We start from the raw sequence: 20,605 nt of genomic DNA, 5'->3' as shown, positions 1-20,605 counted from the left end.
GAAGCAGGCAGCAACCGGACGGGATACAAGCCCGGGCCGGCCATTGCCCGTGTCTGCTAGAAAGTGGTGGACACCCCAACCCGGCCATGGCCGGAGATCTTCACCCCGGTTGCGGCGGGTTCGTGCTTTTGCGGCGGGTTGGCCGCCGGGGCGCCGGTTTCGCAGGCGGCCAGGCCCAAAACCGCCAGAACAACAAGAGCTGCTTTCATTACAATATCCTCAACGCAAAACCGCCCCGGCGTTGCGGCGGGACGGTTTGGAAGTGGTGGTTCGGCAGCGCCGCATCAAGGGCGCGGGGCTGCTAGAAGCCCAGAAAGACGCTGACCGGCCCCTTGTGCAGGCCCACGGCACCGCCGACATGGACACCGCCGCCGCCAGCACTGACACCGGCGTTCAGGGTCGGCTGCACCGGCTCGCCATCAGCGCCGCAGGCTGCCAGAACCGCCAGCCCCAGCAAAGCAAAGATCATGTTGCGCATTGTCTGCCTCCTTGCCGCACAGCGGCCTTCAACGGGCGGCTCCCGCCGGTCGCCCTGGCGGGATCAGCCCGCCAGGATCTCCTGCCAGCGGGCGATCTGCGCGCGCACCTGGGCGGGCGCGGTGCCGCCGTAAGACATGCGCGAGTTTACCGAGTTTTCGACGCCGAGCACAGAGAAGATGTCCTCTGTGATGCCTTCGTGAACGCCCTGCATGTCGGCCAGCGACAGGTCCGGCAGGTCGCAGCCGCGGCTTTCGGCCAAGGCCACCAGGGTGCCGGTCACGTGGTGGGCATCGCGGAACGGCACCTTCAGCACCCGCACAAGCCAGTCGGCCAGGTCGGTGGCAGTGGAGAAGCCGGAGCCCGCAGCCGCCGCCAGCGACTCGCGGTTGCCGGTCATGTCCTTGACCATGCCCTCCATCGCCGCCAGCGCCAGCATCCAGTTGTCCGCAGCGTCAAACACCTGTTCCTTGTCTTCCTGCATGTCCTTGGAATAGGCCAGCGGCAGCCCCTTCATCACCATCATCAGCGCGGTATTGGCGCCGAAGATCCGGCCCACCTTGGCGCGGATCAGCTCTGCGGCGTCCGGGTTTTTCTTCTGCGGCATGATCGACGAGCCGGTGGAGAAGCGGTCGCTGAGCGTTACGAAGCGGAACTGGGCCGAGGACCAGATCACCAGCTCCTCGGCGAAGCGGCTGAGATGCACGGCGCTGATCGAGGCGCAGGACAGGAACTCCAGCGCGAAGTCGCGATCAGACACCGCATCCAGCGAGTTGGCGGCGGGACGGTCAAAGCCCAGCGCCTTTGCCGTCATCTCCCGATCGATCGGAAAGGAGGTGCCCGCCAGCGCCGCCGCGCCCAGCGGCGATTCGTTCATCCGCGCACGGGCGTCGCGCACGCGGCTGAGGTCGCGGCCGAACATCTCGACGTAAGCCATCATGTGGTGACCCCAGGTCACCGGCTGCGCGGTCTGCAGGTGGGTGAAGCCCGGCATCACCCAGTCGGCGCCGGCTTCGGCCTGCGACAGAAGCGCGCGGATCAGCGCCAGCAGGCCCGATTCCGCCGCGTCCAGCTGGTCGCGCACCCAGAGTTTGAAGTCGGTCGCCACCTGGTCATTACGCGAGCGGCCAGTGTGCAGACGGCCCGCAGGCTCGCCGATGATCTCTTTCAGGCGGGCCTCCACATTCATGTGGATGTCTTCCAGCGCGGTGGAAAACTGGAAGGTTCCGCCCTCGATCTCTGACAAAACGGTGAGCAGCCCTTCCCGAATGGCCTCGGCATCATTATCCGTAATGACGCCTGTGGCGGCGAGCATCGCCGCATGGGCCCTTGAGCCGGCAATGTCTTGCGCCGCCATCCGCTTGTCGAACCCGATCGAGGCATTGATCGCCTCCATGATCGCGTCCGGGCCAGCGGCAAAGCGGCCGCCCCACATCTGGTTCGAGGATTGATCTGTCATGGTGGAACCCCGGAGATAATATGCGTCTGTTTCGTCAGCTTTCCCTTTATATGGCCCTGACCTTGGGTGCAAATGCCGCGGCAGCGGCGGATCAGGCGCAGCTGGAAGCGCTGCGCGACGGCTCGATGAAGAAGCTGGTTGTGCATGCCGAGCCGAAACCGGTGTCCGCTGCCGCGTTTGATCTCGCCGATGGCGAGGGCACCGCGACCCTGGCGGATTACCAGGGCAAGATTGTTCTGCTGAATTTCTGGGCCACCTGGTGCGCCCCCTGCCGCAAGGAAATGCCGCAGCTGGAAGAACTGCAGCAGGAGTTCGGCGGCGAGGACTTTCAGGTGCTGACCATCGCCACCGGGCGCAACTCCCCGGCGGGCATCCAGAAATTCTTTGACGAGAACGGTATCAACAGCCTGCCCCGCCACCAGGACCCGAAACAGGCGCTGGCGCGGGAGATGGCGGTGATCGGCCTGCCGATCACGGTGCTCTTGGACCGCGACGGCAACGAGGTGGCGCGGCTGCTGGGCGATGCCGAGTGGAACTCGGACAGCGCCAAGGAGATTGTACAGGCGATGATTGGCGAGCAAACAGACAGCGCTACAGCTTCCAATTGAAAAACAGGCCTGATCTCACACACTCTCCCGGTGCTCTGTTAACAAGTATACCGGGAGGGACCCCATGAAATTTCTGCATCTGACAGCATGTGCCGCCGCGCTCAGCATCGCAGCCGCTGCACCGGCCAGCGCTGGTCCCATCAAGAGCGAAAAGGATTTCCTGGCCATGATCGCCGGCAAGAAGCTGGTAGCCAGCGATCACTGGGTTCTTGCTACCGCAGACGGCAAATTGCAGGGCGTCTCGCCGAAGGGCGAAAAGATTGTCGGCGCTTGGACCTGGCACAAGCGCTTTTACTGCCGCAATGTCTATATCGGGAAAAAGCAGCTGCCCCAGAACTGCCTCACGGTCACAACCAACGGCAACACCGTCACCTTCACCCGCGACCAGGGCAAAGGCAGGTCCATCACCTATTCCTTCTGACCCGGCAGCCGCCACCTGACCCGGCGGAGATTCGCACTATTTCACTCTTGAGGGACGTCCAGATAAGGCGCCCAGGTATAGGGTGGAGAGTGCAATGAAACCTGTTGTGTTACTGATCGGGAAGCTGCCGCATGTGATCGGCAATGTGGCCGAGCAGCTGGATCATCTGCCGATCCAATGGCTTGGCGCGCACGACCATTCCGAGGTGGTGCGCCAGCTGGAGACCGAACCGCGCATCGCCTGCGTGATCATGGGGGCCGGGCTGGACGACCAGATCCGCGGCGATCTGATCGGCATCATCGCGTCGCTGCGTCCGGACGTCTGCATCCACCTCAAGGACCGCGCCTCGGGGCCGGAAGGGCTGGTGCCCTTCGTCGAACGGGTGGTGCAGATGGAAGTGCTGCCGCAGTACCACAGCACGGTCATGGCGCCGGACTAGGCGGCGGTCTCCTTCGCCTATCCGATTGACCCCACGCCACCTTTGACAGCTTTCCGGCGGGCCGCCAGTCTGCCCGCAGGAGGACATGATGCCGCTGGAACTGCTGCTGGCCCTGGTCGCGGGCGGGATATCCGGAATTGCCATACTGCTGCACCTGACCGGGCGCTCCCGTCAGGCCGTTCTGACCGCTGCCAGCGCCCGGTCCGCCTGGCAGCGCCACTTTCCCAATGACAGCGTTGTCGACGTGCTGCCCGCCGCCAGCGGCCAGGCGGCGCTGGTGCTGACAGAGGGCGGCCCCGGATTGCTCTGGGCCTTCGGCGCCGACACCGTTGGCCGCCACCTGGCCGCCGGCCAGGTTCGCGAGACCGGCACCGGACTGCGCTTTGAGTTCAACGACTTCGCCGCCTCCGGCCTCTCCCTCGCCTTGCCGGAAAGCGAGCGGCAGCAGTGGATGGCGCTGATCAAAACCCCAGCGGAGACCGCATGACCGGAGAGATTTCCTACCCTGACGCGACCCAGCTGGCGGTGCCGTTCTTCATCGCCGCGATCCTCGCCGAATTCCTGTGGATCGCCCTGAAGAAACGCGGCGGCCGGTATGAGACCCGCGATGCGGTCACCTCCCTCATCATGGGCGCGGGCAGCGTCGCCGAAGGGCTGCTGCTGGGTTTCATCGCCTGGGGCTTCCTGATGGCCCTGTGGCAGCTGACACCGCTGGACATGGGCACCTCGCTCTGGGCGGTGCTGGCCTGTTTTGTGCTGGACGACCTGCGCTATTACTGGGTGCACCGCTTGGGCCACCGGGTGCGCTGGGTCTGGGCGTCGCACGTGAATCATCACTCCAGCCAGCACTACAACCTGACCACCGCGCTGCGGCAGACCTGGACCGGCACCTTCACCTTCATGATGGTGGTGAAGGCACCGATGGTGCTCTTGGGGTTCCACCCGGCGCTGGTGCTGTTCTGCGGCGGGCTGAACCTGATCTACCAGTTCTGGATCCACACCGAGGCGGTCAGCCGCCTGCCCCGCTGGTTCGAAGCGGTGATGAACACCCCCAGCCACCACCGCGCCCACCATGGCCGCAATCCGCGCTATCTGGACTGCAATTATGCCGGCGTGTTCATCATCTGGGACAGGAGGTTCGGCACCTTCGTGCCGGAACAGGACCACGACCGCCCCGACTACGGGCTGGTCCACAACATCGCCACCTTCAACCCGCTGCGGGTGGCCTTCCATGAATGGGTCGGCATTTTCAGGGACATGGCCCAGCCCGGCCTGACCCTGAAGCAGCGGCTGCTCTATGCCTTTGCTCCGCCCGGCTACAGCCATGACGGCAGCCGCGACACCTCTGCCGGGATCAAGGCCGCGCATCTGGCCCGCCACCCGGAGGACGCGGGCACCCCTGGCTTCGGCGGCTGACCAGCGGCCCTGCGGCGGCCGGATCGTTCAAATTTGATCTTTAATCCCCTCTCAACCCTTTTGCGGCAACCTGCGGGGAGCATCATACTGTCCCCAACTTTGCGGCAAACAGGGCTCCAGCAGCACATGAACAAACGAAACGCCAAGGCAGATCTTCCCGAAGGGGCCGATAGCCCGCTGAATGCGGCGGTGGCCGGACGCGACCGCTCGACGCTGGACATGGTGGAAGACGCCGTGCGGCACAATCAGACTGTGCTGGCCTACCAGCCCGTCATGCAGGCAATGGCGCCGCATGGTGTCGCCTTCTACGAGGGCTACATCCGGGTGCTGGACCCCACCGGCCGGGTGATCCCGGCCCGCGAATTCATGCATGTGGTCGAGGACAAGGAGATCGGCCGCGAGATGGACTGCCTGGCGCTGCAGCACGGGCTGAAGGCGCTGGAGAATTACCCGCAGGTGCGCCTGTCGGTGAACATGTCCGCCCGCTCCATCGGCTACCGGCGCTGGCAAAAGGTGCTGGACCGCTTCCTGAACCGTGATGCCAGCCTGGCCGAACGGCTGGTGCTGGAAATCACCGAAGCCTCCGCAATGGCGGCGCCGGAACTGGTGATCGACTTCATGGACCGGATGCAGAAGCACGGGATTGCCTTTGCGCTCGACAATTTCGGCGCCAGCACCACCGCGATCGGCCATTTCCGCCAGTTCTTCTTTGACGCGGTCAAGATCGACGGCCAGTTCGTGCGCGGCATTCACGCCAGCCACGACAACCAGGCAGTGGTCCGCGCGCTGATCGGCATTGCCAAGCAGTTCGACATGTTCGTCGTGGCGGAATCGGTCGAAAGCCAGGCGGACGCGGAGTTCCTGGTGGAAAACGGCGTCGACTGCCTGCAGGGCTACCTGTTCGGCGCCCCCTCTGTCACCCCGCCCTGGATCGAAGAGATGAAGCGGCAGGAAGCCGGCTGACCCCCAAGCGCACTGCCGCCTACAAGACACGGCAGCCCCGCCGCCGCCCCCGTGCGGAGGGGGCCGCCTGGGGCATCCGGTGCTGCGGCGGCCTTCCGCCTGCCGGTTCCAGCCCCTGACAGCAAGGCGGCTGCGATTGGCGCCCGCACAGCAAAAGCCTCAGCATCCGGCCTGCCTGCCGGCATTTGCGCCAGTCTTTTCAACGGCTTTGCCGGCGCCGCCGGGGCTGACCCGCAGCGGGCAGCATTGCTGCTTTGCAGCATCACCGCCCCCGGCTGACGGAAATCCTGCCGTTCTGGACGTATCTCGCGGTTGACTCTGCCGCACCCCCTGAGACACGCTGTCAATTGCTGCACGTGCAGCAATAGATTATGTCGGGACCCGGAGTGACCGGGAAAGATTCTTGCGCGGACGCCTGTCCAGGCGTGTGCCCAGGCTTTCCCGGAAGACCTGAATTGATGGCAGAGGACCAGAAATCAATGACCAATGTTGTAATCGCATCCGCCGCGCGCACCGCCGTCGGCTCCTTTGGCGGCTCGTTCGCCAACACCCCCGCCCATGACCTGGGCGCCGCGGTGCTGGAAGCCGTGGTGGAACGCGCCGGCGTGGACAAATCCGAAGTGTCCGAAACCATCCTGGGCCAGGTGCTGACCGCGGCGCAGGGCCAGAACCCGGCCCGCCAGGCCCACATCAACGCGGGCCTGCCCAAGGAAAGCGCTGCCTGGGGCATCAACCAGGTGTGCGGCTCCGGCCTGCGCGCCGTGGCTCTGGGCGCACAGCACATCCAGCTGGGCGATGCCTCCATCGTGGCGGCCGGCGGCCAGGAAAACATGACCCTGAGCCCCCATGCCGCGCACCTGCGCGCCGGCCACAAGATGGGCGACATGAAGTACATCGACACCATGATCCGCGATGGCCTGTGGGACGCCTTCAACGGCTACCACATGGGCCAGACCGCCGAGAACGTGGCCGAGCAGTGGCAGATCTCCCGCGATATGCAGGACGAATTCGCCGTTGCCTCGCAGAACAAGGCGGAAGCGGCGCAGAAGGCGGGCAAATTCGCCGATGAGATCGCGGCCTTCACCGTCAAGCACCGCAAGGGTGAGACCGTGGTGGACCAGGACGAGTACATCCGCCACGGCGCCACCATCGAAGCGATGCAGAAACTGCGCCCGGCCTTCACCAAAGACGGCTCGGTCACCGCAGCCAACGCCTCCGGCCTCAATGACGGCGCCGCCGCCACCCTGCTGATGAGCGCTGACGAAGCCGAGCGCCGCGGCATCGAGCCGCTGGCCCGCATCGCCTCCTACGCCACTGCCGGCCTGGATCCGTCGATCATGGGCGTCGGCCCGGTCTATGCCTCGCGCAAGGCGCTGGAGAAAGCCGGCTGGTCGGTCAACGACCTGGATCTGGTCGAAGCCAACGAAGCCTTTGCCGCCCAGGCCTGCGCGGTGAACAAGGACATGGGCTGGGATCCGTCGATCGTGAACGTGAACGGCGGCGCGATTGCCATCGGCCACCCGATCGGCGCCTCCGGCTGCCGGGTGCTGAACACCCTGCTGTTCGAAATGAAACGCCGCGGCGCCAAAAAGGGCCTCGCCACTCTTTGCATCGGCGGCGGCATGGGCGTTGCGATGTGCGTTGAGCGCCCGTAACCGGCGCAAAACCGCAAAAAGTGAAGGACGCCCTCGCGGCGTCCTTTTTCTTTTACAATCAAAGGCTATACTGCAACTGCAGCAAGACCTGCGCGGCGGGTGCGACAATTTTCACGCGGCACCGCAGAAATTCCCTGCGCAATATTGTTGCTCCCTCGCAGTGAAAACTGTAGCAAGATTACCAAGTGACCAATACTGGAGGATTCTCGAATGGCACGTACTGCACTCGTCACCGGCGGTTCCCGCGGCATCGGCGCAGCAATTTCCCAGGCGCTGAAGGCGCAGGGCTGCAATGTGGCTGCGACCTATGCCGGCAATGACGAAGCCGCGGCAAAATTCACCGAGGAAACCGGCATCAAGACCTACAAGTGGAACGTCGGCAGCTATGAGGACAGCGCTGCAGGCATCGCCAAGGTCGAAGAGGAAATGGGCCCGATCGACATCGTGGTGGCCAACGCCGGCATCACCCGCGACGCGCCGTTCCACAAGATGACGCCGCAGCAGTGGCAGGAAGTGATCGACACCAACCTGACCGGCGTGTTCAACACCGTGCACCCGATCTGGCCCGGCATGCGCGAGCGCAAGTTCGGCCGCGTCATCGTGATCTCCTCGATCAACGGCCAGAAGGGCCAGTTCGCGCAGGTGAACTATGCCGCCACCAAGGCCGGCGATCTGGGCATCGTGAAGTCGCTGGCCCAGGAAGGCGCCCGCGCCGGCATCACCGCCAACGCGGTCTGCCCCGGCTATATCGCCACCGAAATGGTGATGGCGGTGCCGGAGAAGGTGCGTGAATCGATCATCGGCCAGATCCCGGCCGGCCGTCTGGGCGAGCCGGAAGAGATCGCCCGCTGCGTGGCCTTCCTGGCTTCCGACGACTCGGGCTTCATCAACGGCTCGACCATCTCCGCCAACGGCGCGCAGTTCTTCGTCTAAACTGTTCCAGCAGTTGAAACGGCAAGGGCCGGTCCATCTGGACCGGCCCTTTTCCTATCCCGTAAGTGCCTCTTTCTCGAAATCAGAGCGCGCTCAGGCCCAGCGGGAAACCTTGGGGCGGAGGGCCGGCACCGGCTTCTTGCCGAACAGCCAGGTCCAGGCCCGTTTCAGCACCTGGCCGCGTTCGGCGTGGGCGCGGGCCATGGCGGACTTCACGGCGGCATCAGCAGAATATTCCAGCATTTCAGGCCTCCTTTCGGATCAGTATCCTTTACCTGCACCCAATATGAGGACGTTCCGTCAATCGCACAAACGAGACTTTGCAGAGCTTCAGTTAAGGTATACTTATGTGACTATGACTGATCGCCTGCCACCCCTCACCGCTCTGCGCGCCTTTGATGCCGCTGCCCGCCACATGTCCTTTGCCAAGGCGGCGGAGGAGCTGAACGTGACCCCTGCGGCGCTGTCCTTTCAGATCAAGTCGCTGGAGGAGCATTTGGGCCAGCCGCTGTTCCGCCGCCTGAACCGGGCGGTGGAGCTGACCGAGGCGGGCAAGACGCTGGCGCCCGGCGCCGCCGAAGGGTTCGAGGCGCTGACCGCCGCCTGGCGCTCTGTGCGGCGGCTGCAGGACAACACCACGCTGACGGTGACGGCCGGGCCGGGGCTGACGGCGAAATGGCTGGCGCCGCGGCTGTATGAATTTGCCCGCGCCCATCCGGAGATCGACCTGCGGTTCTCCGCCACCCTGCGGATGCTGGATTTTGTCCGCGATGACGTCGATGTGGCGATCCGCTTCGGCTATGGCCCGGATGAGGGGCTGTATGTGCTGCCGGTGCCGCCGGAATGGGTGACGCCGGTGATGTCGCCGGAGCTGGCCGAGCGCTACACCACGCCGGAAAGCCTGATGGAGGCGCCGCTGATCTTTGACGAATCCATCGACTTTCTCGACCCGCCCTGCGACTGGCCGGCCTGGTTCCGCACCCAGGGCATCAATTTCACCCCCACCCACGGCTCGCATTTCTCGCAAGCCGACCACGCGATTGATGCCGCGGTTGCGGGCGCCGGCGTGGCGCTGGGGCGGCGCGGCATGGCGATCACCGACCTGCACGCCGGGCGGCTGGTGGCGCCGTTCAAGACCGCGATCGAAACCAAGGCGCATTTCCGGTTCCTCTGCTCGCCGGGCACCGAAAACCGGCCGCAGATCGCAGCGTTCCGCGACTGGTTTGTTGCCGAGATCGAAAAAACCGCCTACGTCTCGGAGGCTTTCGAGATCATTCCAGTTGAGGACATCCCGCCGCCATGACCAAGACCCGCGCGACCGCCATCGGCTTTATCGCTGTTCTGTTGTGGTCGCTGCTGGCGCTGCTGACGGTGGGGTCGGAGCCTGCCCCGCCGCTGTTGCTGAATGCGCTGTGTTTCACCGTCGGCGGCACCTTGGGGATCATCTGGACCGCGGCAGCGGGCAAGCTGAAGCAGCTGCGCCATGTGCCGGTGCGGGTCTACATCTTCGGCACGCTGGGGCTGTTCGGCTATCACGCGCTGTATTTCTCGGCGCTGCGGCTGGCACCGGCGGCGGAGGCCGGGCTGATCGCCTATCTGTGGCCGCTGCTGATCGTGCTGTTCTCCGGCCTGCTGCCCGGCGAAAAGCTGAAAGCGGGGCATCTGATCGGGGCCGGCCTGGGCTTTGCCGGGGCCGCCACCATCATTTCCGGCGGCGGCGAGGGGTTTCAGGCGCAGTATCTGCCGGGCTACGGGCTGGCGCTGCTGTGCGCGCTGACCTGGTCCGGCTATTCGGTGCTGTCGCGGCTGGTGGGCGGGGCGCCGACCAGTTCGGTTGCTGTGTTCTGCCTGGCCACTGCGGCAGCCTCCTGGGGGCTGCATTTCGCGCTGGAGGAAACGGTCTGGCCCGCGGGCACGCTGGGCTGGGTCTCGACCCTGCTGCTGGGCCTCGGGCCTGTCGGGCTGGCGTTCTACGTCTGGGACATCGGCGTCAAGCAGGGCGACATCCAGATGCTGGGAACCAGCTCCTACGCCGCGCCCTTGCTGTCGACGCTGATCCTGGTGCTGGCAGGGATTGCCGCGGCCTCCTGGGGGCTGGCGCTGGCCGCAGCGCTGATCACCGGCGGGGCGCTGATTGCGGCGCGGGCCAGCGCCGGCAAGTAGCCACGGAATGCCCCTTGAAATGAAAGGAGGGCCGCCGCGCTGGCAGGCCCTCCGTACTACTGTGCCGGGTTATCCGTCCCGGCGGGAACTCTTCAGACTGCTTCAGCAGTCAGGCGCTCAATCTCTTCCTTAAGCTTGAGCTTTTGCTTTTTCATTGCTGCGATTTCCAGGTCGTCGCTACTGGGGTGTCGTTGGGCCTGTTCCACTTCCATGCTCAGATGCTCGTGCTTCTTCTTAAGTTCGGTCAGATGCGAGCTGAGGCTCATGGCAACCCTCCTTTATTGAGCTAGATGTGTTTGACTTAAAGAGTGGAGCACATGTTCACGCATCTGTCACGCTGCAGCCGCACGATTTTTGTCATGAAATTTTCATATCGGCTATGCGCCGCGCATTTTGCCGCAGGGCAGAGCGCGTTTATGCAGAAACCTGCACATTTGGATTCTCCAAAGGTTGAATCCGGCGCGCGCCACCCCTAAATTTGCGCCGCCGGGAAACCCGCCCTAACCCGGCCAGGGCAAGGCGGCGCCGTCGCGCAGAACGGCGCGGATTTCGGGGCGGTAGCTCTCTCCGTCACGCTCATGCCGGGCGCCTTCATGCAGAATCAGCGGCGCGTGCAGCCGGAAATCCGCCCGCCCGCCCTTGCGCGCGCGCAGGATCACCAGCTCAGCAGCGCGGCCCGTGCGCGGCGCCAGCGGCAGCACCTCCACCGAGCCCAGGACCCCGCTGCAGCCCGCCAGCATGTCCGGCAGCCGGTCGGCGCGCTGGATCATGTGCAGGTACCCCTTGGGCGCAAGGCGGCGGGCGGCGGCAGCGATCCAGTCCGCCAGCGGCGTGCCCTCCCCCAGGGCCACCTTGCGGCCGTCGTCGCGGGCCGGACTGTGGGCGCCGGCCTTGTAATAGGGCGGATTGGCGATGACGTGGTGGAACTGGCGCTGCTTCAAGGCCTCCGGCAGGGCCGCAAGGTCGGCCTCGAAAACCTCCGCATCCTGACTGTTGGCCGCGGCGTTGCGGCGGGCGAGATCGGCATAGGGCGCCTGCAGCTCCACCCCGGCCAGCGCCAGCCCCGGCACCCGCGCGCCGAGGCACAGAAGCGCCTGCCCCGCGCCGCAGCCGAGCTCCAGCACGGCCTCCCCCACCCGCGCGGGAACGGCGGCCGCAAGCAGCACCGGGTCGACGCCGGCGCGGTAGCCGCGCGCGGGCTGCCACAGCTGCACCCTGCCGCCAAGGAAACCGTTGCAGCTCAGCTGGTCTTCGGGGAACCCGCTCATCGTCCCAGCGGGATTTCGTTGTCGCGCATCACCACCAGGGCGGCGTCGTAGTCATCCTCGTGAACCATCAGACGGCGCGGGAAAATTCCGATCCCGCCTTCCAGGATGCTCATATTTACGTCCATTTGAAAGCAGTCTATATCCTCTCCCTCAAGGAGGGCGGAGGCAAAGGCCATGATCGTCGGATCGGTGCTGCGCAGAAGCTCTTTCATGGGGATGGATCTAAGGGCAAGCCGTCCCCCTTGTCGAGACTTGCGAGCGGGAAAGTGATGGACCAAGTGATGACCAAGAAGCCGCACGAAATGCTGGCCGCCACGCTGAGCCAGGAACTGGATGCGGTGAATGCGCTGATCCGGACCCGGATGGCCTCCAAACATGCGCCGCGCATCCCCGAGGTGACCGCGCATCTGGTCGAGGCGGGCGGCAAGCGGCTGCGGCCGATGCTGACGCTGGCGGCGGCGCGGCTGTGCGGCTACGAGGGCGACCATCACCTGAAACTGGCGGCGACGGTGGAGTTCATCCACACCGCCACCCTGCTGCATGACGATGTCGTGGACGAAAGCGCCCAGCGGCGCGGCCGCCCGACCGCAAACCTGCTGTGGGACAACAAGAGCTCGGTGCTGGTGGGCGACTACCTGTTTGCCCGCAGCTTCCAGCTGATGGTGGAGACCGAGAGCCTGCGGGTGCTGGATATCCTGGCCAATGCCTCCGCGACCATTGCCGAGGGCGAGGTGCTGCAGATGACCGCGGCCTCGAACCTGAAGACGGATGAGGACGTCTATCTGCAGGTGGTGCGCGGCAAGACCGCAGCGCTGTTCTCGGCCGCGACCGAGGTGGGCGGGGTGATTGCCGGGGCGCCGGAGGAACAGGTGAAGGCGCTGTTCGAGTACGGCGATGCGCTGGGGATTGCCTTCCAGATCGCCGATGACCTGCTGGACTACCAGGGCGACAGCAAGGCCACCGGCAAGAACGTCGGCGACGACTTCCGCGAGCGCAAGCTGACCCTGCCGGTGATCAAGGCGGTGGCGCAGGCGACGGACGAGGAGCGCGCCTTCTGGACCCGCACCATCGAGAAGGGCAAGCAGGAAGACGGCGACCTGGAGCAGGCGCTGGCGCTGATGGCGAAATACAAGACGCTGGAAGCCACCCGCGAGGATGCCCATGGCTGGGCCGCCAAGGCGCGGGCGGCGCTGGAGGTGCTGCCCGATCACGAGATCCGCACCATGCTAAGCGATCTGGCGGATTACGTGGTGTCGCGGCTGAACTGATACCCGGCAAGGGGCTTTGCCCCTCGCGCCTGCAGCGCTCACCCCAGAGTATTTTTGCAAAGAAGAAGCGGGCGGGCGGTGCGGCGCCGGGCGTCAACGCGGCGCCTGGCCCAGCGGCAGGTAAGCATCTTTGATGCGAAGTCCCGCAGGCGGGAGATCCCTGTGCTCTGCGCAGCGCGTCAGGTCAGGGTGACCGCGCTGCACCACCATTCGGGATGTTCCGCCCCGATCTCATAGGCCGCCATATGGGCGGCCTTTTTCGTGGGATAGAGCGCATAGCAGGTGGCACCGGAGCCGGACATGCGGGCCAGCAAAGACTGGCGGGAGTTGCGCAGATCGGAAAGCACCCGCGCGATTCCAGGTGCAACGGTGATGGCCGGGGCCTCCAGGTCGTTGCGCTGCTCTGCCAGCCAGGCGGCGCAGTCTTCACCTGAGGTGAAGGACAGGATGTCCTGGGGCATTGGCGGGTTGTCGCGGGAGGCCAGCGCGGAAAACACCGGGCCAGTGGGCACATGCACGCCCGGATTGACCAGCAGCGCATGCAGTTCCGGCAGCTCGACCGGAGTGACCCGCTCACCGATGCCCTGCATCCGGGCGGCGCGGGCGGCCATGCAGACCGGCACATCGGCGCCCAGCGACAGGGGCAGGCCTTCGGCGATAACGGCGCCTTGCCCGGCCAGCGCGCGCAGAACCGCGGCGGCATCCGATGACCCGCCGCCGATGCCCGCGCCATGGGGCAGCTGTTTGTTCAGGCTGATCCGCCCGGTCCAGCCTGCGCCTTCGGCGGCCTGCCACACCAGGTTGCGCGCGTCCGCGGGCACCCCCTCCGCGAACAGGCCGGAGACCTCCAGCGACAGCCCCGCCCCCGGTTCGAGCGCCAGCCGGTCGCCGGCATCTGCAAAGGCCACCAGCGAATCCAGCAGGTGATAGCCGTCCTCGCGGCGGCCGGTCACATGCAGGGTCAGGTTGATCTTGGCGGGTGCAAAGACCTCAGCCGCCATTGGCGACCTTCAGGGGCTGGGCGCCCTCTTCGGCCAGAACCGCGTCAAGGCCGATTTCCAGCTTGCGGCGGATGCGTTCGGGGTCGGCTTCGCCGTCGGTATCTTCCGGGTCGATGAAGGAGAGCGCGCGCTTCCACTGGAATTCCGCCTCGCGCTCGCGGCCCACGGCCCAGTAGACATCGCCCAGGTGGTCATTGACCACCGGGTCCACCGGCATCAGCTCCACCGCGCGCTCCATATGGTCGACGGCCTCGTCGAAGCGGCCCATGCGGTAGAGCACCCAGCCCAGGCTGTCGACGATGAAGCCGGAGTCGGGGCGCGCCGCGACGGCGCGTTCGATCATGTCCAGCGCCTCGTCCAGCTTGCTGCTTTTCTCGACCAGCGAATAGCCGAGGTAGTTCAGCACCTGCGGCCGGTTCGGATCCAGCTCCAGCGAGGCCCGGAAGTCGGCCTCGGCCTGCGGCCACTGGTCCAGCCGCTCGTGGCAGATGCCGCGGGCGTAATACAGGAACCAGCGGCTGCCGGAATCCGCGGGCGTCTTGTCCAGCGCCTTGTCATAGGCGCGGGCGGCGGCGGCGTAATCCTCCTGCTGGCGCAGCAGGTCGCCGAGGCTGATGTAGACGCTCGGCTGATCGGGGTAATCGCGGGCCAGCTTCTCCAGCACCTCGATTGCGGCGTCCGGTTTGGCGGCGCGGCGCAGCGCTTCGGCCCGGCCCATTTCGGCGGCGTGGTAATCCGGGTGGCCGGCAGGCACCTGCTTGTAGGTGGCAACCGACAGCTCATAGCGGCCCAGCTGGTCCAGCAGCCCCGCGCTGAGCAGGATGGCGTCCACATGGTCCGGGCGCAGCGAGGCCGCCATGCGGGCATACATCAGCACGTAATCATTGGCGGTATCGCCGTTCAGCGCCGCACCGAGGGTGAAGAACACCTCGGCGATGCCGTCCTGCGGGCTGGGGGCGATGGTGTAGGCCAGGGTTTCACCGGCGGCGAGCTGCGCGTCGAGCGCCTCCAGCCCCGGGTCGAGGCTGCTGCCGAAGGCATCGGCCAGCGCCTCGCGGGCATCATCGTTGCGGCCCAGCTGCGACAGGATCTGCACCCGCGCCACCGCGGCGCGGCGGCTGAGGGTGGCAAGGCGCCCGTCCTCGGCGGCAAACAGGTCCTCTGCCCCGCCGTAATCCCCGGCAGAGGCCAGCGCCAGGGCGCGGTGATAGAGCACGAAGGGTTTCAGGCTGCCGTCCTTGGCAAGCCGGTCAAACGCCGTAAGCGCGCTGGAAACGGACCCCGCGCCGACATGCGCCCAGCCCTCCAGCAGGCCGTCCACCAGCGGGTGGATCGCGTCCCGCTCCAGATCCCGGTCCAGAATTGCCTGGAAGTCGCCGTCGGAAGCAAGACCGCCGGCCAGGACGATATTGGCCACCTGGCTGCGGGCGCCGGCCTGGCGCAGCCGTTCCGCCACCGGCACGGCCAGATCGGCCTTGCCCATGGCGAGCTGGGCGAACACCACGTTCTCCATCAGCAGCGGGTTCTGCGGGTCGCGCGCCAGCGCCTGGGTGTAATAGATCGCAGCGGCGGCGAAGTCGCTGTCATAGGTCGCGGCCCGTCCGGCCAGGTAGGATCCCGCCAGTCCTTCGGCCTGCACGGCGGGTGCGGCGGCGGCGGCCATCAGGGCCGCACAGGACAGGGTGCGAAGAATGGATACGGGCACTGGGGACCCCCTTACGGTTTACTGCTCTTTGCTCTTGTAAGAAAGCGTAGTGCGGCGCCCGTCAACACGCAATGGGGCGGTCCGAGGACCGCCCCATAAAATCCGGCAAAAGCCCGCCGGAAACCTAACGTTCCCGTTACATGTTCGGGTAGTTCGGGCCGTCGCCGCCCTGCGGCGTGGTCCAGGTGATGTTCTGGGACGGGTCCTTGATGTCGCAGGTCTTGCAGTGGACGCAGTTCTGGAAGTTCACCACGAACTCCGGCTTGCCGTCCTTTTCCACCACCTCGTAGACCCCGGCCGGGCAGTAGCGCTGCGCCGGTTCCGCGTATTTCGGCAGGTTGACCGCAATCGGCGTGTCGGCATTGCCCAAGCGCAGGTGGCAGGGCTGGCTTTCCTCGTGGTTGGTCATCGAGAAGCTGACGTTGGTCAGACGGTCGAAGGACAGCACGCCATCGGGTTTGGGATAGTCGATCGGCTTGTGCTTGGAGGCTTCCTCGGTCGACTGGGCGTCGTTCTTGCCGTGGCCCAGGGTGCCGAAGAAGGAGAAGCCGAACAGGTTGTTGGTCCACATGTCCAGGCCGCCCAGCGCCAGCGAGGCGGTGAGGCCCCACTTGGACCACATCGGCTTGACGTTGCGGACCATCTTCAGGTCCTTGCCGATGGCGCCTTCGCGCACGTCGGTTTCGTAAGCTGTCAGCTCGTCGCCCGAACGCTCTGCCTTGATCGCGTCATAGGCGGCTTCAGCCGCGGCCTTGCCCGACAGCATCGCGTTGTGGTTGCCCTTGATGCGCGGCACGTTGACCATGCCCGCGGAGCAGCCCAGCAGCGCCACGCCCGGCGCCACCAGTTTCGGCATCGACTGCCAGCCGCCCTCGGTGATGGCACGGGCGCCATAGGCCACGCGCTTGCCGCCCTTCAGCAGGTCGGCAACCACCGGGTGGTGCTTGAAGCGCTGGAATTCCATGTAGGGGAACAGGTGCGGGTTCTTGTAGTTCAGGTGCACCACGAAGCCCACGTAAACCTGGTTGTTGTCCAGGTGGTAGATGAACGAGCCGCCGCCCGCGTTGGAGCCCAGCGGCCAGCCCATGGTGTGGGTGACGGTGCCTTCCTTGTGCTTGGCCGGGTCGATCTCCCAGATCTCTTTCATGCCGACGCCGTATTTCTGCGGCTCCTTGCCGTCGGAGAGGCCGAATTTGGCAATCACTTCCTTGGACAGCGAGCCGCGCACGCCTTCGCCCAGGAAGACATATTTGCCGTGCAGCTCCATGCCGGGCTCATAGGCCGGGCCAGGGGTGCCGTCGGGGTTCTTGCCGAATTCGCCGGCAACCACGCCCTTCACTTCGCCGTTGTCGCCATAGACCAGTTCCGAGCAGGCCATGCCCGGGAAGATCTCGACGCCCATTTCCTCGGCCTGCTCTGCCATCCAGCGGCAGACGTTGCCCATGGAGACGATGTAGTTGCCGTGGTTGTTCATCAGCGGCGGCATCGGGAAGTTGGGGATGCGGACCTTGCCGGCCTCGCCCAGCATCAGGAAATTGTCTTCCTTGACTTCCACGTTCAGCGGCGCGCCCTTTTCCTTCCAGTCGGGGATCAGCGCGTTCAGGCCGCAGGGGTCCAGCACTGCGCCGGACAGGATGTGCGCGCCCACCTCGGAGCCTTTTTCCAGGACCACGACCTGCAGGTCGGCGTCCAGCTGTTTCAGGCGGATGGCCGCAGACAGACCGGCAGGGCCGGCCCCGACGATCACCACGTCGTATTCCATCGCTTCGCGTTCAATCTCGGCCATTTGCGGCGCTCCTTGGCTTTCTGTTCGCTACCGGCCCCACCGGGCGCAATTTTCTGTCGCGGCTGCTTAGCGTTTGGCAGGCCGTGCGGTCAATCCAAACTCCGCGTCAAACACCTGTAAAACAGGCAACTGAGACAAAAAGTGCGTCCATTTTCGTCACTCAAGGATCATTTTCCGCCTCAGGCCGGTCTCCCATCAGGTATCGGGGTCCCTGCCCCTTCTGTGCCGCCCGGTCCTCGGGGTTGTAAAGTTTGCAATTCGGAAGCGAAAGACAGCCGCAGCCTATGCAGCCGTCCAGATTGTCGCGCAGTCTGACCAGGGTTTCGATTCGCTGGTCCAGATGGCTGCGGAAGTTTGCCGAGATGCAGGCCCAATCCTCCTTGGTCGGGGTGCGGCCGCCCGGCAGGCTTTTGAGGAAGCCGCGGATTTCCGGCAGCGAGAAACCGAACTGCTGGGCAATCATGATGAAGCTGAGCCGCCGGATGTCGGCCCGGTGGAAGCGGCGCTGGCCGCCTGCGTTGCGCCAGGGCTCCACCAAACCTTGCGCCTCGTAATAGCGGATGGCGGACACGGCGAGGCCGGTGCGGTCGGCCAGGTAACCGATGGAAATCCCGGCGGACTGGTGCATGACACACTCCCTGAAGAAATCTCTTGAGCTAAAGTTAGGTTTAGGAATTACGGTGAGTCGCATCAACAGGTTTGCTCAACCCGAAAAGGAGATTTCCGATGAGCGCAGTTTTGGAGCACGCAAACATCACCGTCGCCGACCCCAACGGCACCGCCGCCTGGATGGAGAAAGTATTCGGCTGGCATGTGCGCTGGGAGGGCGAGGCAAAGAACGGCGGCTACACCGTGCATGTGGGCGAGGAGAACAGCTATCTGGCGCTCTACACCCCGCGCACCGCGGCCGCAAAAGCGCCGGAAAGCTATGGCATTATCGGCGGGCTGAATCACGTCGCGGTCATCGTCGAGGACCTGGACGCGACCGAGGCGGCGGTGAAGGCCGCCGGTTTCACGCCGATGAACCACGGCGATTACGAGCCGGGCCGCCGGTTCTACTTCCACGACGAGAACGGCATCGAATACGAGGCGGTGCAATATGACTGATCTGCCCGAGGCGGCGCCGATGGCCGCCGCCCTTCACGGCATTTTTCCGCGCAAACCTGCGGAAAACCCGCATAATCTGCCCGGTTAGGCGGAATTGCAGGCGGCCGGCCCCTGCGGCCACTTGAAATCGGGCGCAGGATTGGGTCAGGTATTTGTCAACCGGACCGGAGGCCCCGCGGCACAAGCTGCGGGGCTGCGGTTTTCATAGAGACAAGAACAAAAGAGCGACCTGGACCAATCACATGGAAAAGATCCCGATGACCCCGGCGGGTTTCGCCGCCCTGGAAAGCGAACTGAAGAACCTGAAATCCGTCGAGCGCCCGGCCATCATCCAGGCGATTGCCGAAGCGCGCGAGCTGGGCGATCTGTCGGAAAACGCCGAATACCACTCGGCCCGCGAAAAGCAGTCTTTTATCGAGGGCCGCATCAAGGAGCTGGAAGGCATCCTGTCGCTGGCCGATGTGATCAACCCGGCCAAACTGTCCGGCGCCATCAAGTTCGGCGCCAAGGTGACGGTGGTGGACGAGGACACCGACGAGGAGAAGACCTGGCAGATCGTCGGCGAGCATGAGGCCAACATCGAAGCGGGCCTGCTGAACATCAAGTCCCCGATCGCCCGCGCCTTGATCGGCAAGGACGAAGGCGACAGTGTGGAAGTGCGCACGCCCGGCGGCGAGCGCGCCTACGAGATTCTCAAGATCGTCTATTCCTGATCCGCAAGGGCAGAGTGGTCATGACAGGCTCCAGCAGCAGTCCGGGTTCCAGCCCGAAACCAGGCGGCACCCAGCCGCTGCGGCGCCTTGACGGCCCCGCGGCCGCCAATGGCCTGGGCGGTGCGGAGCTGGTGGCCATCGGGCTGGGGGCGCTTTGGCTGCTGGCGGCGGCTGGCTTCTATCTGTTTGCGCCGGAAGATGCGGGTCTGTCGCAGTGGGCGGATCTGATCACCGGCGTGCTGGCGCTGGTGCTGCCGCTGGCGATGCTGTGGGTTGCGGCCTCTGCCGCGCGTTCGGCCCGGGTGATGCGCGAGGAGAGCGAGCAGCTGCAGGCCGCCATCGACGGTTTGCGGCAGAGCTACCTGGCTCAATCCCAGCAGCATGCAGCGGTGGCGGAGACCTCGGTCGCCAAGCGGCTGGAGGAAATCGCCGAGGCCACCCGCAAGACCGAGACCGCATTGGCCACCTTCCACACCAGCCGCCGCGCCAACCCGCTGCGCCCGGCGATCCCGGCAGCGGCGGCAGAGATGACCGCGGCAGACCAGGGCTCGCTGGCGCTTGGCACCCAGGCGGCGGACACCGCGCCGCCGCTGCCCGCCGAGCAGTTCATCCGGGCGCTGAACTTCCCGGAAACCGCCGAGGACGAGGAAGGATTTGCCGCCCTGCGCGCGGCGCTGCGCGACCGCAAGGCGGCGCAGGTGATCCAGGCGGCGCAGGATGTGCTGACGCTGCTCAGCCAGGACGGCATCTACATGGACGACCTGCGCCCCGACATGGCCCGGCCCGAGATCTGGCGCCAGTTCGGCCAGGGCGCGCGCGGCCGCGCGGTGGCCGCGCTTGGCGGTGTGCGCGACCGCACCTCATTGGCGCTGACCGCGGCGCGGATGAAGCAGGACCCGATCTTCCGCGATGCCGCGCATCACTTCCTGCGCCGCTTCGACCAGATGTTTGCGGACTTCGAGGCTGAGGCCACCGACGGCGAAATCTCCGCGCTCGGCAACACCCGCACCGCCCGCGCCTTCATGCTGCTGGGCCGGGTGGCCGGGACCTTCGACTGATCAGGGCGGCCCTGGCGGGCCGCTGCCTCCCCTCTTGGCGGCAAGACCGCCTGCCGGGCAGCGGGACACGAGTATTTCTGGAAAGATGAAAAGACGGATGCTTCGCCGCGCGCCAGCGCGGCGCCGGGCCCAACGGCGGGCAAGCATCTGTGATGCGCCGGATCG

Annotated in this window: 25 protein-coding genes; 14 read left to right on the top strand and 11 right to left on the bottom strand. The window is 65.6% G+C overall.

All coding sequences use genetic code 11. The annotated features are described in order from the left end of the window. Window positions 1–56: 56 nt before the first annotated feature. The 3 genes from AB1A62_RS10110 to argH form a co-directional block, all read right to left on the bottom strand. Window positions 57–209 carry a hypothetical protein gene (locus AB1A62_RS10110; RefSeq protein ID WP_366661366.1) on the bottom strand — a complete coding sequence of 51 codons (153 nt, stop codon included), beginning with the start codon at window positions 207–209 and terminating at the stop codon, window positions 57–59. Window positions 210–301: 92 nt separating this feature from the next. Beyond that, window positions 302–478 carry a hypothetical protein gene (locus AB1A62_RS10105; RefSeq protein WP_366661365.1) on the bottom strand — a complete coding sequence of 59 codons (177 nt, stop codon included), beginning with the start codon at window positions 476–478 and terminating at the stop codon, window positions 302–304. Window positions 479–541: 63 nt separating this feature from the next. Beyond that, the gene (gene argH / locus AB1A62_RS10100) at window positions 542–1,936 is read right to left on the bottom strand and encodes an argininosuccinate lyase (RefSeq protein WP_366661364.1); all 1,395 of its coding nucleotides are present in this window, start codon (window positions 1,934–1,936) and stop codon (window positions 542–544) included. 20 nt (window positions 1,937–1,956) lie between these two features. Between argH and AB1A62_RS10095 the strand changes: the two genes are divergently transcribed. The 8 genes from AB1A62_RS10095 (at window position 1,957) to phbB (ending at window position 8,371) form a co-directional block, all read left to right on the top strand. Beyond that, on the top strand, window positions 1,957–2,544 hold the full coding sequence (locus tag AB1A62_RS10095; RefSeq protein ID WP_366661363.1) for a TlpA disulfide reductase family protein: 588 nt from the start codon (window positions 1,957–1,959) through the stop codon (window positions 2,542–2,544). A 64-nt stretch (window positions 2,545–2,608) separates the two neighbouring features. Then, window positions 2,609–2,965, top strand: a complete 357-nt coding sequence (locus AB1A62_RS10090; protein ID WP_366661362.1) for a hypothetical protein — start codon at window positions 2,609–2,611, stop codon at window positions 2,963–2,965. Window positions 2,966–3,059: 94 nt separating this feature from the next. After that, entirely contained in the window at window positions 3,060–3,404 is a 345-nt protein-coding gene (locus tag AB1A62_RS10085) for a hypothetical protein (RefSeq protein ID WP_366661361.1), read from the top strand. Between the two features lie 88 nt (window positions 3,405–3,492). Next, window positions 3,493–3,891, top strand: a complete 399-nt coding sequence (locus AB1A62_RS10080) for a hypothetical protein (RefSeq protein ID WP_366661360.1) — start codon at window positions 3,493–3,495, stop codon at window positions 3,889–3,891. Beyond that, complete coding sequence (locus tag AB1A62_RS10075) at window positions 3,888–4,820, top strand: sterol desaturase family protein (RefSeq protein ID WP_366661359.1); 933 nt, start codon at window positions 3,888–3,890, stop codon at window positions 4,818–4,820. Before AB1A62_RS10080 ends, AB1A62_RS10075 begins: the two co-directional genes overlap by 4 nt. Window positions 4,821–4,946: 126 nt before the next feature. Beyond that, the gene (locus AB1A62_RS10070; RefSeq protein ID WP_366661358.1) at window positions 4,947–5,783 is read left to right on the top strand and encodes an EAL domain-containing protein; all 837 of its coding nucleotides are present in this window, start codon (window positions 4,947–4,949) and stop codon (window positions 5,781–5,783) included. Window positions 5,784–6,262: 479 nt separating this feature from the next. Continuing rightward, window positions 6,263–7,438, top strand: a complete 1,176-nt coding sequence (locus AB1A62_RS10065; protein WP_366661357.1) for an acetyl-CoA C-acetyltransferase — start codon at window positions 6,263–6,265, stop codon at window positions 7,436–7,438. Between the two features lie 210 nt (window positions 7,439–7,648). Continuing rightward, window positions 7,649–8,371 (top strand): acetoacetyl-CoA reductase, encoded by a 723-nt coding sequence (phbB, locus tag AB1A62_RS10060; protein ID WP_366661356.1) that lies wholly within the window; start codon window positions 7,649–7,651, stop codon window positions 8,369–8,371. Between the two features lie 93 nt (window positions 8,372–8,464). Here the strand turns inward: phbB and AB1A62_RS10055 are convergent, their stop codons facing one another. Then, window positions 8,465–8,614: a hypothetical protein gene (locus AB1A62_RS10055; RefSeq protein WP_366661355.1), complete on the bottom strand. Its 150-nt coding sequence runs from the start codon at window positions 8,612–8,614 to the stop codon at window positions 8,465–8,467. 112 nt (window positions 8,615–8,726) lie between these two features. Here AB1A62_RS10055 and AB1A62_RS10050 point away from each other — a divergent pair, with 112 nt between their 5' ends. Further along, complete coding sequence (locus tag AB1A62_RS10050; protein WP_366661354.1) at window positions 8,727–9,674, top strand: transcriptional regulator GcvA; 948 nt, start codon at window positions 8,727–8,729, stop codon at window positions 9,672–9,674. Beyond that, window positions 9,671–10,534, top strand: a complete 864-nt coding sequence (locus tag AB1A62_RS10045) for an EamA family transporter (RefSeq protein ID WP_366661353.1) — start codon at window positions 9,671–9,673, stop codon at window positions 10,532–10,534. Before AB1A62_RS10050 ends, AB1A62_RS10045 begins: the two co-directional genes overlap by 4 nt. Before the next feature lie 92 nt (window positions 10,535–10,626). Here the strand turns inward: AB1A62_RS10045 and AB1A62_RS10040 are convergent, their stop codons facing one another. The 3 genes from AB1A62_RS10040 to AB1A62_RS10030 form a co-directional block, all read right to left on the bottom strand. Then, window positions 10,627–10,800, bottom strand: coding sequence for a DUF465 domain-containing protein (locus tag AB1A62_RS10040; RefSeq protein ID WP_366661352.1), 174 nt, complete (start codon window positions 10,798–10,800; stop codon window positions 10,627–10,629). Between the two features lie 234 nt (window positions 10,801–11,034). Further along, a complete protein-coding gene (locus AB1A62_RS10035) occupies window positions 11,035–11,802 on the bottom strand; it encodes a methyltransferase (protein ID WP_366661351.1) in 768 nt (255 codons plus the stop codon). Further along, window positions 11,799–12,014 (bottom strand): DUF2007 domain-containing protein, encoded by a 216-nt coding sequence (locus AB1A62_RS10030; RefSeq protein ID WP_366661350.1) that lies wholly within the window; start codon window positions 12,012–12,014, stop codon window positions 11,799–11,801. Before AB1A62_RS10030 ends, AB1A62_RS10035 begins: the two co-directional genes overlap by 4 nt. Before the next feature lie 57 nt (window positions 12,015–12,071). On the opposite strand from AB1A62_RS10030, the gene AB1A62_RS10025 reads away from it, so the two are divergent. Beyond that, the gene (locus AB1A62_RS10025) at window positions 12,072–13,070 is read left to right on the top strand and encodes a polyprenyl synthetase family protein (RefSeq protein WP_366661349.1); all 999 of its coding nucleotides are present in this window, start codon (window positions 12,072–12,074) and stop codon (window positions 13,068–13,070) included. 179 nt (window positions 13,071–13,249) lie between these two features. On the opposite strand, the gene AB1A62_RS10020 is transcribed toward AB1A62_RS10025, so the two are convergent. The 4 genes from AB1A62_RS10020 to soxR all read right to left on the bottom strand — a co-directional run bounded on the left by AB1A62_RS10020 (window position 13,250) and on the right by soxR (window position 18,190). Further along, entirely contained in the window at window positions 13,250–14,071 is an 822-nt protein-coding gene (locus AB1A62_RS10020; RefSeq protein ID WP_366661348.1) for a 4-(cytidine 5'-diphospho)-2-C-methyl-D-erythritol kinase, read from the bottom strand. Then, window positions 14,061–15,776 (bottom strand): tetratricopeptide repeat protein, encoded by a 1,716-nt coding sequence (locus tag AB1A62_RS10015; protein ID WP_366661347.1) that lies wholly within the window; start codon window positions 15,774–15,776, stop codon window positions 14,061–14,063. Before AB1A62_RS10015 ends, AB1A62_RS10020 begins: the two co-directional genes overlap by 11 nt. A gap of 136 nt (window positions 15,777–15,912) precedes the next feature. Then, window positions 15,913–17,562, bottom strand: coding sequence for an electron transfer flavoprotein-ubiquinone oxidoreductase (locus AB1A62_RS10010; RefSeq protein WP_366661346.1), 1,650 nt, complete (start codon window positions 17,560–17,562; stop codon window positions 15,913–15,915). A 160-nt stretch (window positions 17,563–17,722) separates the two neighbouring features. Further along, complete coding sequence (gene soxR / locus AB1A62_RS10005) at window positions 17,723–18,190, bottom strand: redox-sensitive transcriptional activator SoxR (protein ID WP_366661345.1); 468 nt, start codon at window positions 18,188–18,190, stop codon at window positions 17,723–17,725. Window positions 18,191–18,288: 98 nt separating this feature from the next. Here soxR and AB1A62_RS10000 point away from each other — a divergent pair, with 98 nt between their 5' ends. From AB1A62_RS10000 to AB1A62_RS09990, 3 genes are all read left to right on the top strand, one after another. After that, window positions 18,289–18,669, top strand: a complete 381-nt coding sequence (locus AB1A62_RS10000) for a VOC family protein (RefSeq protein WP_174146156.1) — start codon at window positions 18,289–18,291, stop codon at window positions 18,667–18,669. Between the two features lie 242 nt (window positions 18,670–18,911). Next, complete coding sequence (gene greA, locus AB1A62_RS09995) at window positions 18,912–19,382, top strand: transcription elongation factor GreA (RefSeq protein WP_174146157.1); 471 nt, start codon at window positions 18,912–18,914, stop codon at window positions 19,380–19,382. 20 nt (window positions 19,383–19,402) lie between these two features. Further along, window positions 19,403–20,440 carry a hypothetical protein gene (locus tag AB1A62_RS09990; protein WP_366661344.1) on the top strand — a complete coding sequence of 346 codons (1,038 nt, stop codon included), beginning with the start codon at window positions 19,403–19,405 and terminating at the stop codon, window positions 20,438–20,440. The last annotated feature ends 165 nt before the right edge of the window (window positions 20,441–20,605 follow it).

This window comes from Leisingera sp. JC11, assembly GCF_040704725.1.
GTDB lineage: Bacteria > Pseudomonadota > Alphaproteobacteria > Rhodobacterales > Rhodobacteraceae > Leisingera.
The sequence above is the reverse complement of the archived record's forward strand: the minus strand, read 5'-3'. Positions and strand labels throughout refer to the sequence as shown.

Bases quoted from the DNA above. Each gene is read 5' to 3' on its own strand.
- soxR (WP_366661345.1), bottom strand. From the start codon at position 18,190: ATGCACCAGTCCGCCGGGATTTCCATCGGTTACCTGGCCGACCGCACC.
- argH (WP_366661364.1), bottom strand. From the start codon at position 1,936: ATGACAGATCAATCCTCGAACCAGATGTGGGGCGGCCGCTTTGCCGCT.
- AB1A62_RS10085 (WP_366661361.1), top strand. From the start codon at position 3,060: ATGAAACCTGTTGTGTTACTGATCGGGAAGCTGCCGCATGTGATCGGC.
- AB1A62_RS10010 (WP_366661346.1), bottom strand. From the start codon at position 17,562: ATGGCCGAGATTGAACGCGAAGCGATGGAATACGACGTGGTGATCGTC.
- AB1A62_RS10025 (WP_366661349.1), top strand. From the start codon at position 12,072: ATGGACCAAGTGATGACCAAGAAGCCGCACGAAATGCTGGCCGCCACG.
- AB1A62_RS10020 (WP_366661348.1), bottom strand. From the start codon at position 14,071: ATGGCGGCTGAGGTCTTTGCACCCGCCAAGATCAACCTGACCCTGCAT.
- AB1A62_RS10070 (WP_366661358.1), top strand. From the start codon at position 4,947: ATGAACAAACGAAACGCCAAGGCAGATCTTCCCGAAGGGGCCGATAGC.
- greA (WP_174146157.1), top strand. From the start codon at position 18,912: ATGGAAAAGATCCCGATGACCCCGGCGGGTTTCGCCGCCCTGGAAAGC.
- AB1A62_RS10105 (WP_366661365.1), bottom strand. From the start codon at position 478: ATGCGCAACATGATCTTTGCTTTGCTGGGGCTGGCGGTTCTGGCAGCC.
- AB1A62_RS09990 (WP_366661344.1), top strand. From the start codon at position 19,403: ATGACAGGCTCCAGCAGCAGTCCGGGTTCCAGCCCGAAACCAGGCGGC.
- AB1A62_RS10035 (WP_366661351.1), bottom strand. From the start codon at position 11,802: ATGAGCGGGTTCCCCGAAGACCAGCTGAGCTGCAACGGTTTCCTTGGC.
- AB1A62_RS10095 (WP_366661363.1), top strand. From the start codon at position 1,957: ATGCGTCTGTTTCGTCAGCTTTCCCTTTATATGGCCCTGACCTTGGGT.
- phbB (WP_366661356.1), top strand. From the start codon at position 7,649: ATGGCACGTACTGCACTCGTCACCGGCGGTTCCCGCGGCATCGGCGCA.
- AB1A62_RS10110 (WP_366661366.1), bottom strand. From the start codon at position 209: ATGAAAGCAGCTCTTGTTGTTCTGGCGGTTTTGGGCCTGGCCGCCTGC.
- AB1A62_RS10000 (WP_174146156.1), top strand. From the start codon at position 18,289: ATGAGCGCAGTTTTGGAGCACGCAAACATCACCGTCGCCGACCCCAAC.
- AB1A62_RS10040 (WP_366661352.1), bottom strand. From the start codon at position 10,800: ATGAGCCTCAGCTCGCATCTGACCGAACTTAAGAAGAAGCACGAGCAT.
- AB1A62_RS10080 (WP_366661360.1), top strand. From the start codon at position 3,493: ATGCCGCTGGAACTGCTGCTGGCCCTGGTCGCGGGCGGGATATCCGGA.
- AB1A62_RS10065 (WP_366661357.1), top strand. From the start codon at position 6,263: ATGACCAATGTTGTAATCGCATCCGCCGCGCGCACCGCCGTCGGCTCC.
- AB1A62_RS10045 (WP_366661353.1), top strand. From the start codon at position 9,671: ATGACCAAGACCCGCGCGACCGCCATCGGCTTTATCGCTGTTCTGTTG.
- AB1A62_RS10050 (WP_366661354.1), top strand. From the start codon at position 8,727: ATGACTGATCGCCTGCCACCCCTCACCGCTCTGCGCGCCTTTGATGCC.
- AB1A62_RS10090 (WP_366661362.1), top strand. From the start codon at position 2,609: ATGAAATTTCTGCATCTGACAGCATGTGCCGCCGCGCTCAGCATCGCA.
- AB1A62_RS10055 (WP_366661355.1), bottom strand. From the start codon at position 8,614: ATGCTGGAATATTCTGCTGATGCCGCCGTGAAGTCCGCCATGGCCCGC.
- AB1A62_RS10030 (WP_366661350.1), bottom strand. From the start codon at position 12,014: ATGAAAGAGCTTCTGCGCAGCACCGATCCGACGATCATGGCCTTTGCC.
- AB1A62_RS10075 (WP_366661359.1), top strand. From the start codon at position 3,888: ATGACCGGAGAGATTTCCTACCCTGACGCGACCCAGCTGGCGGTGCCG.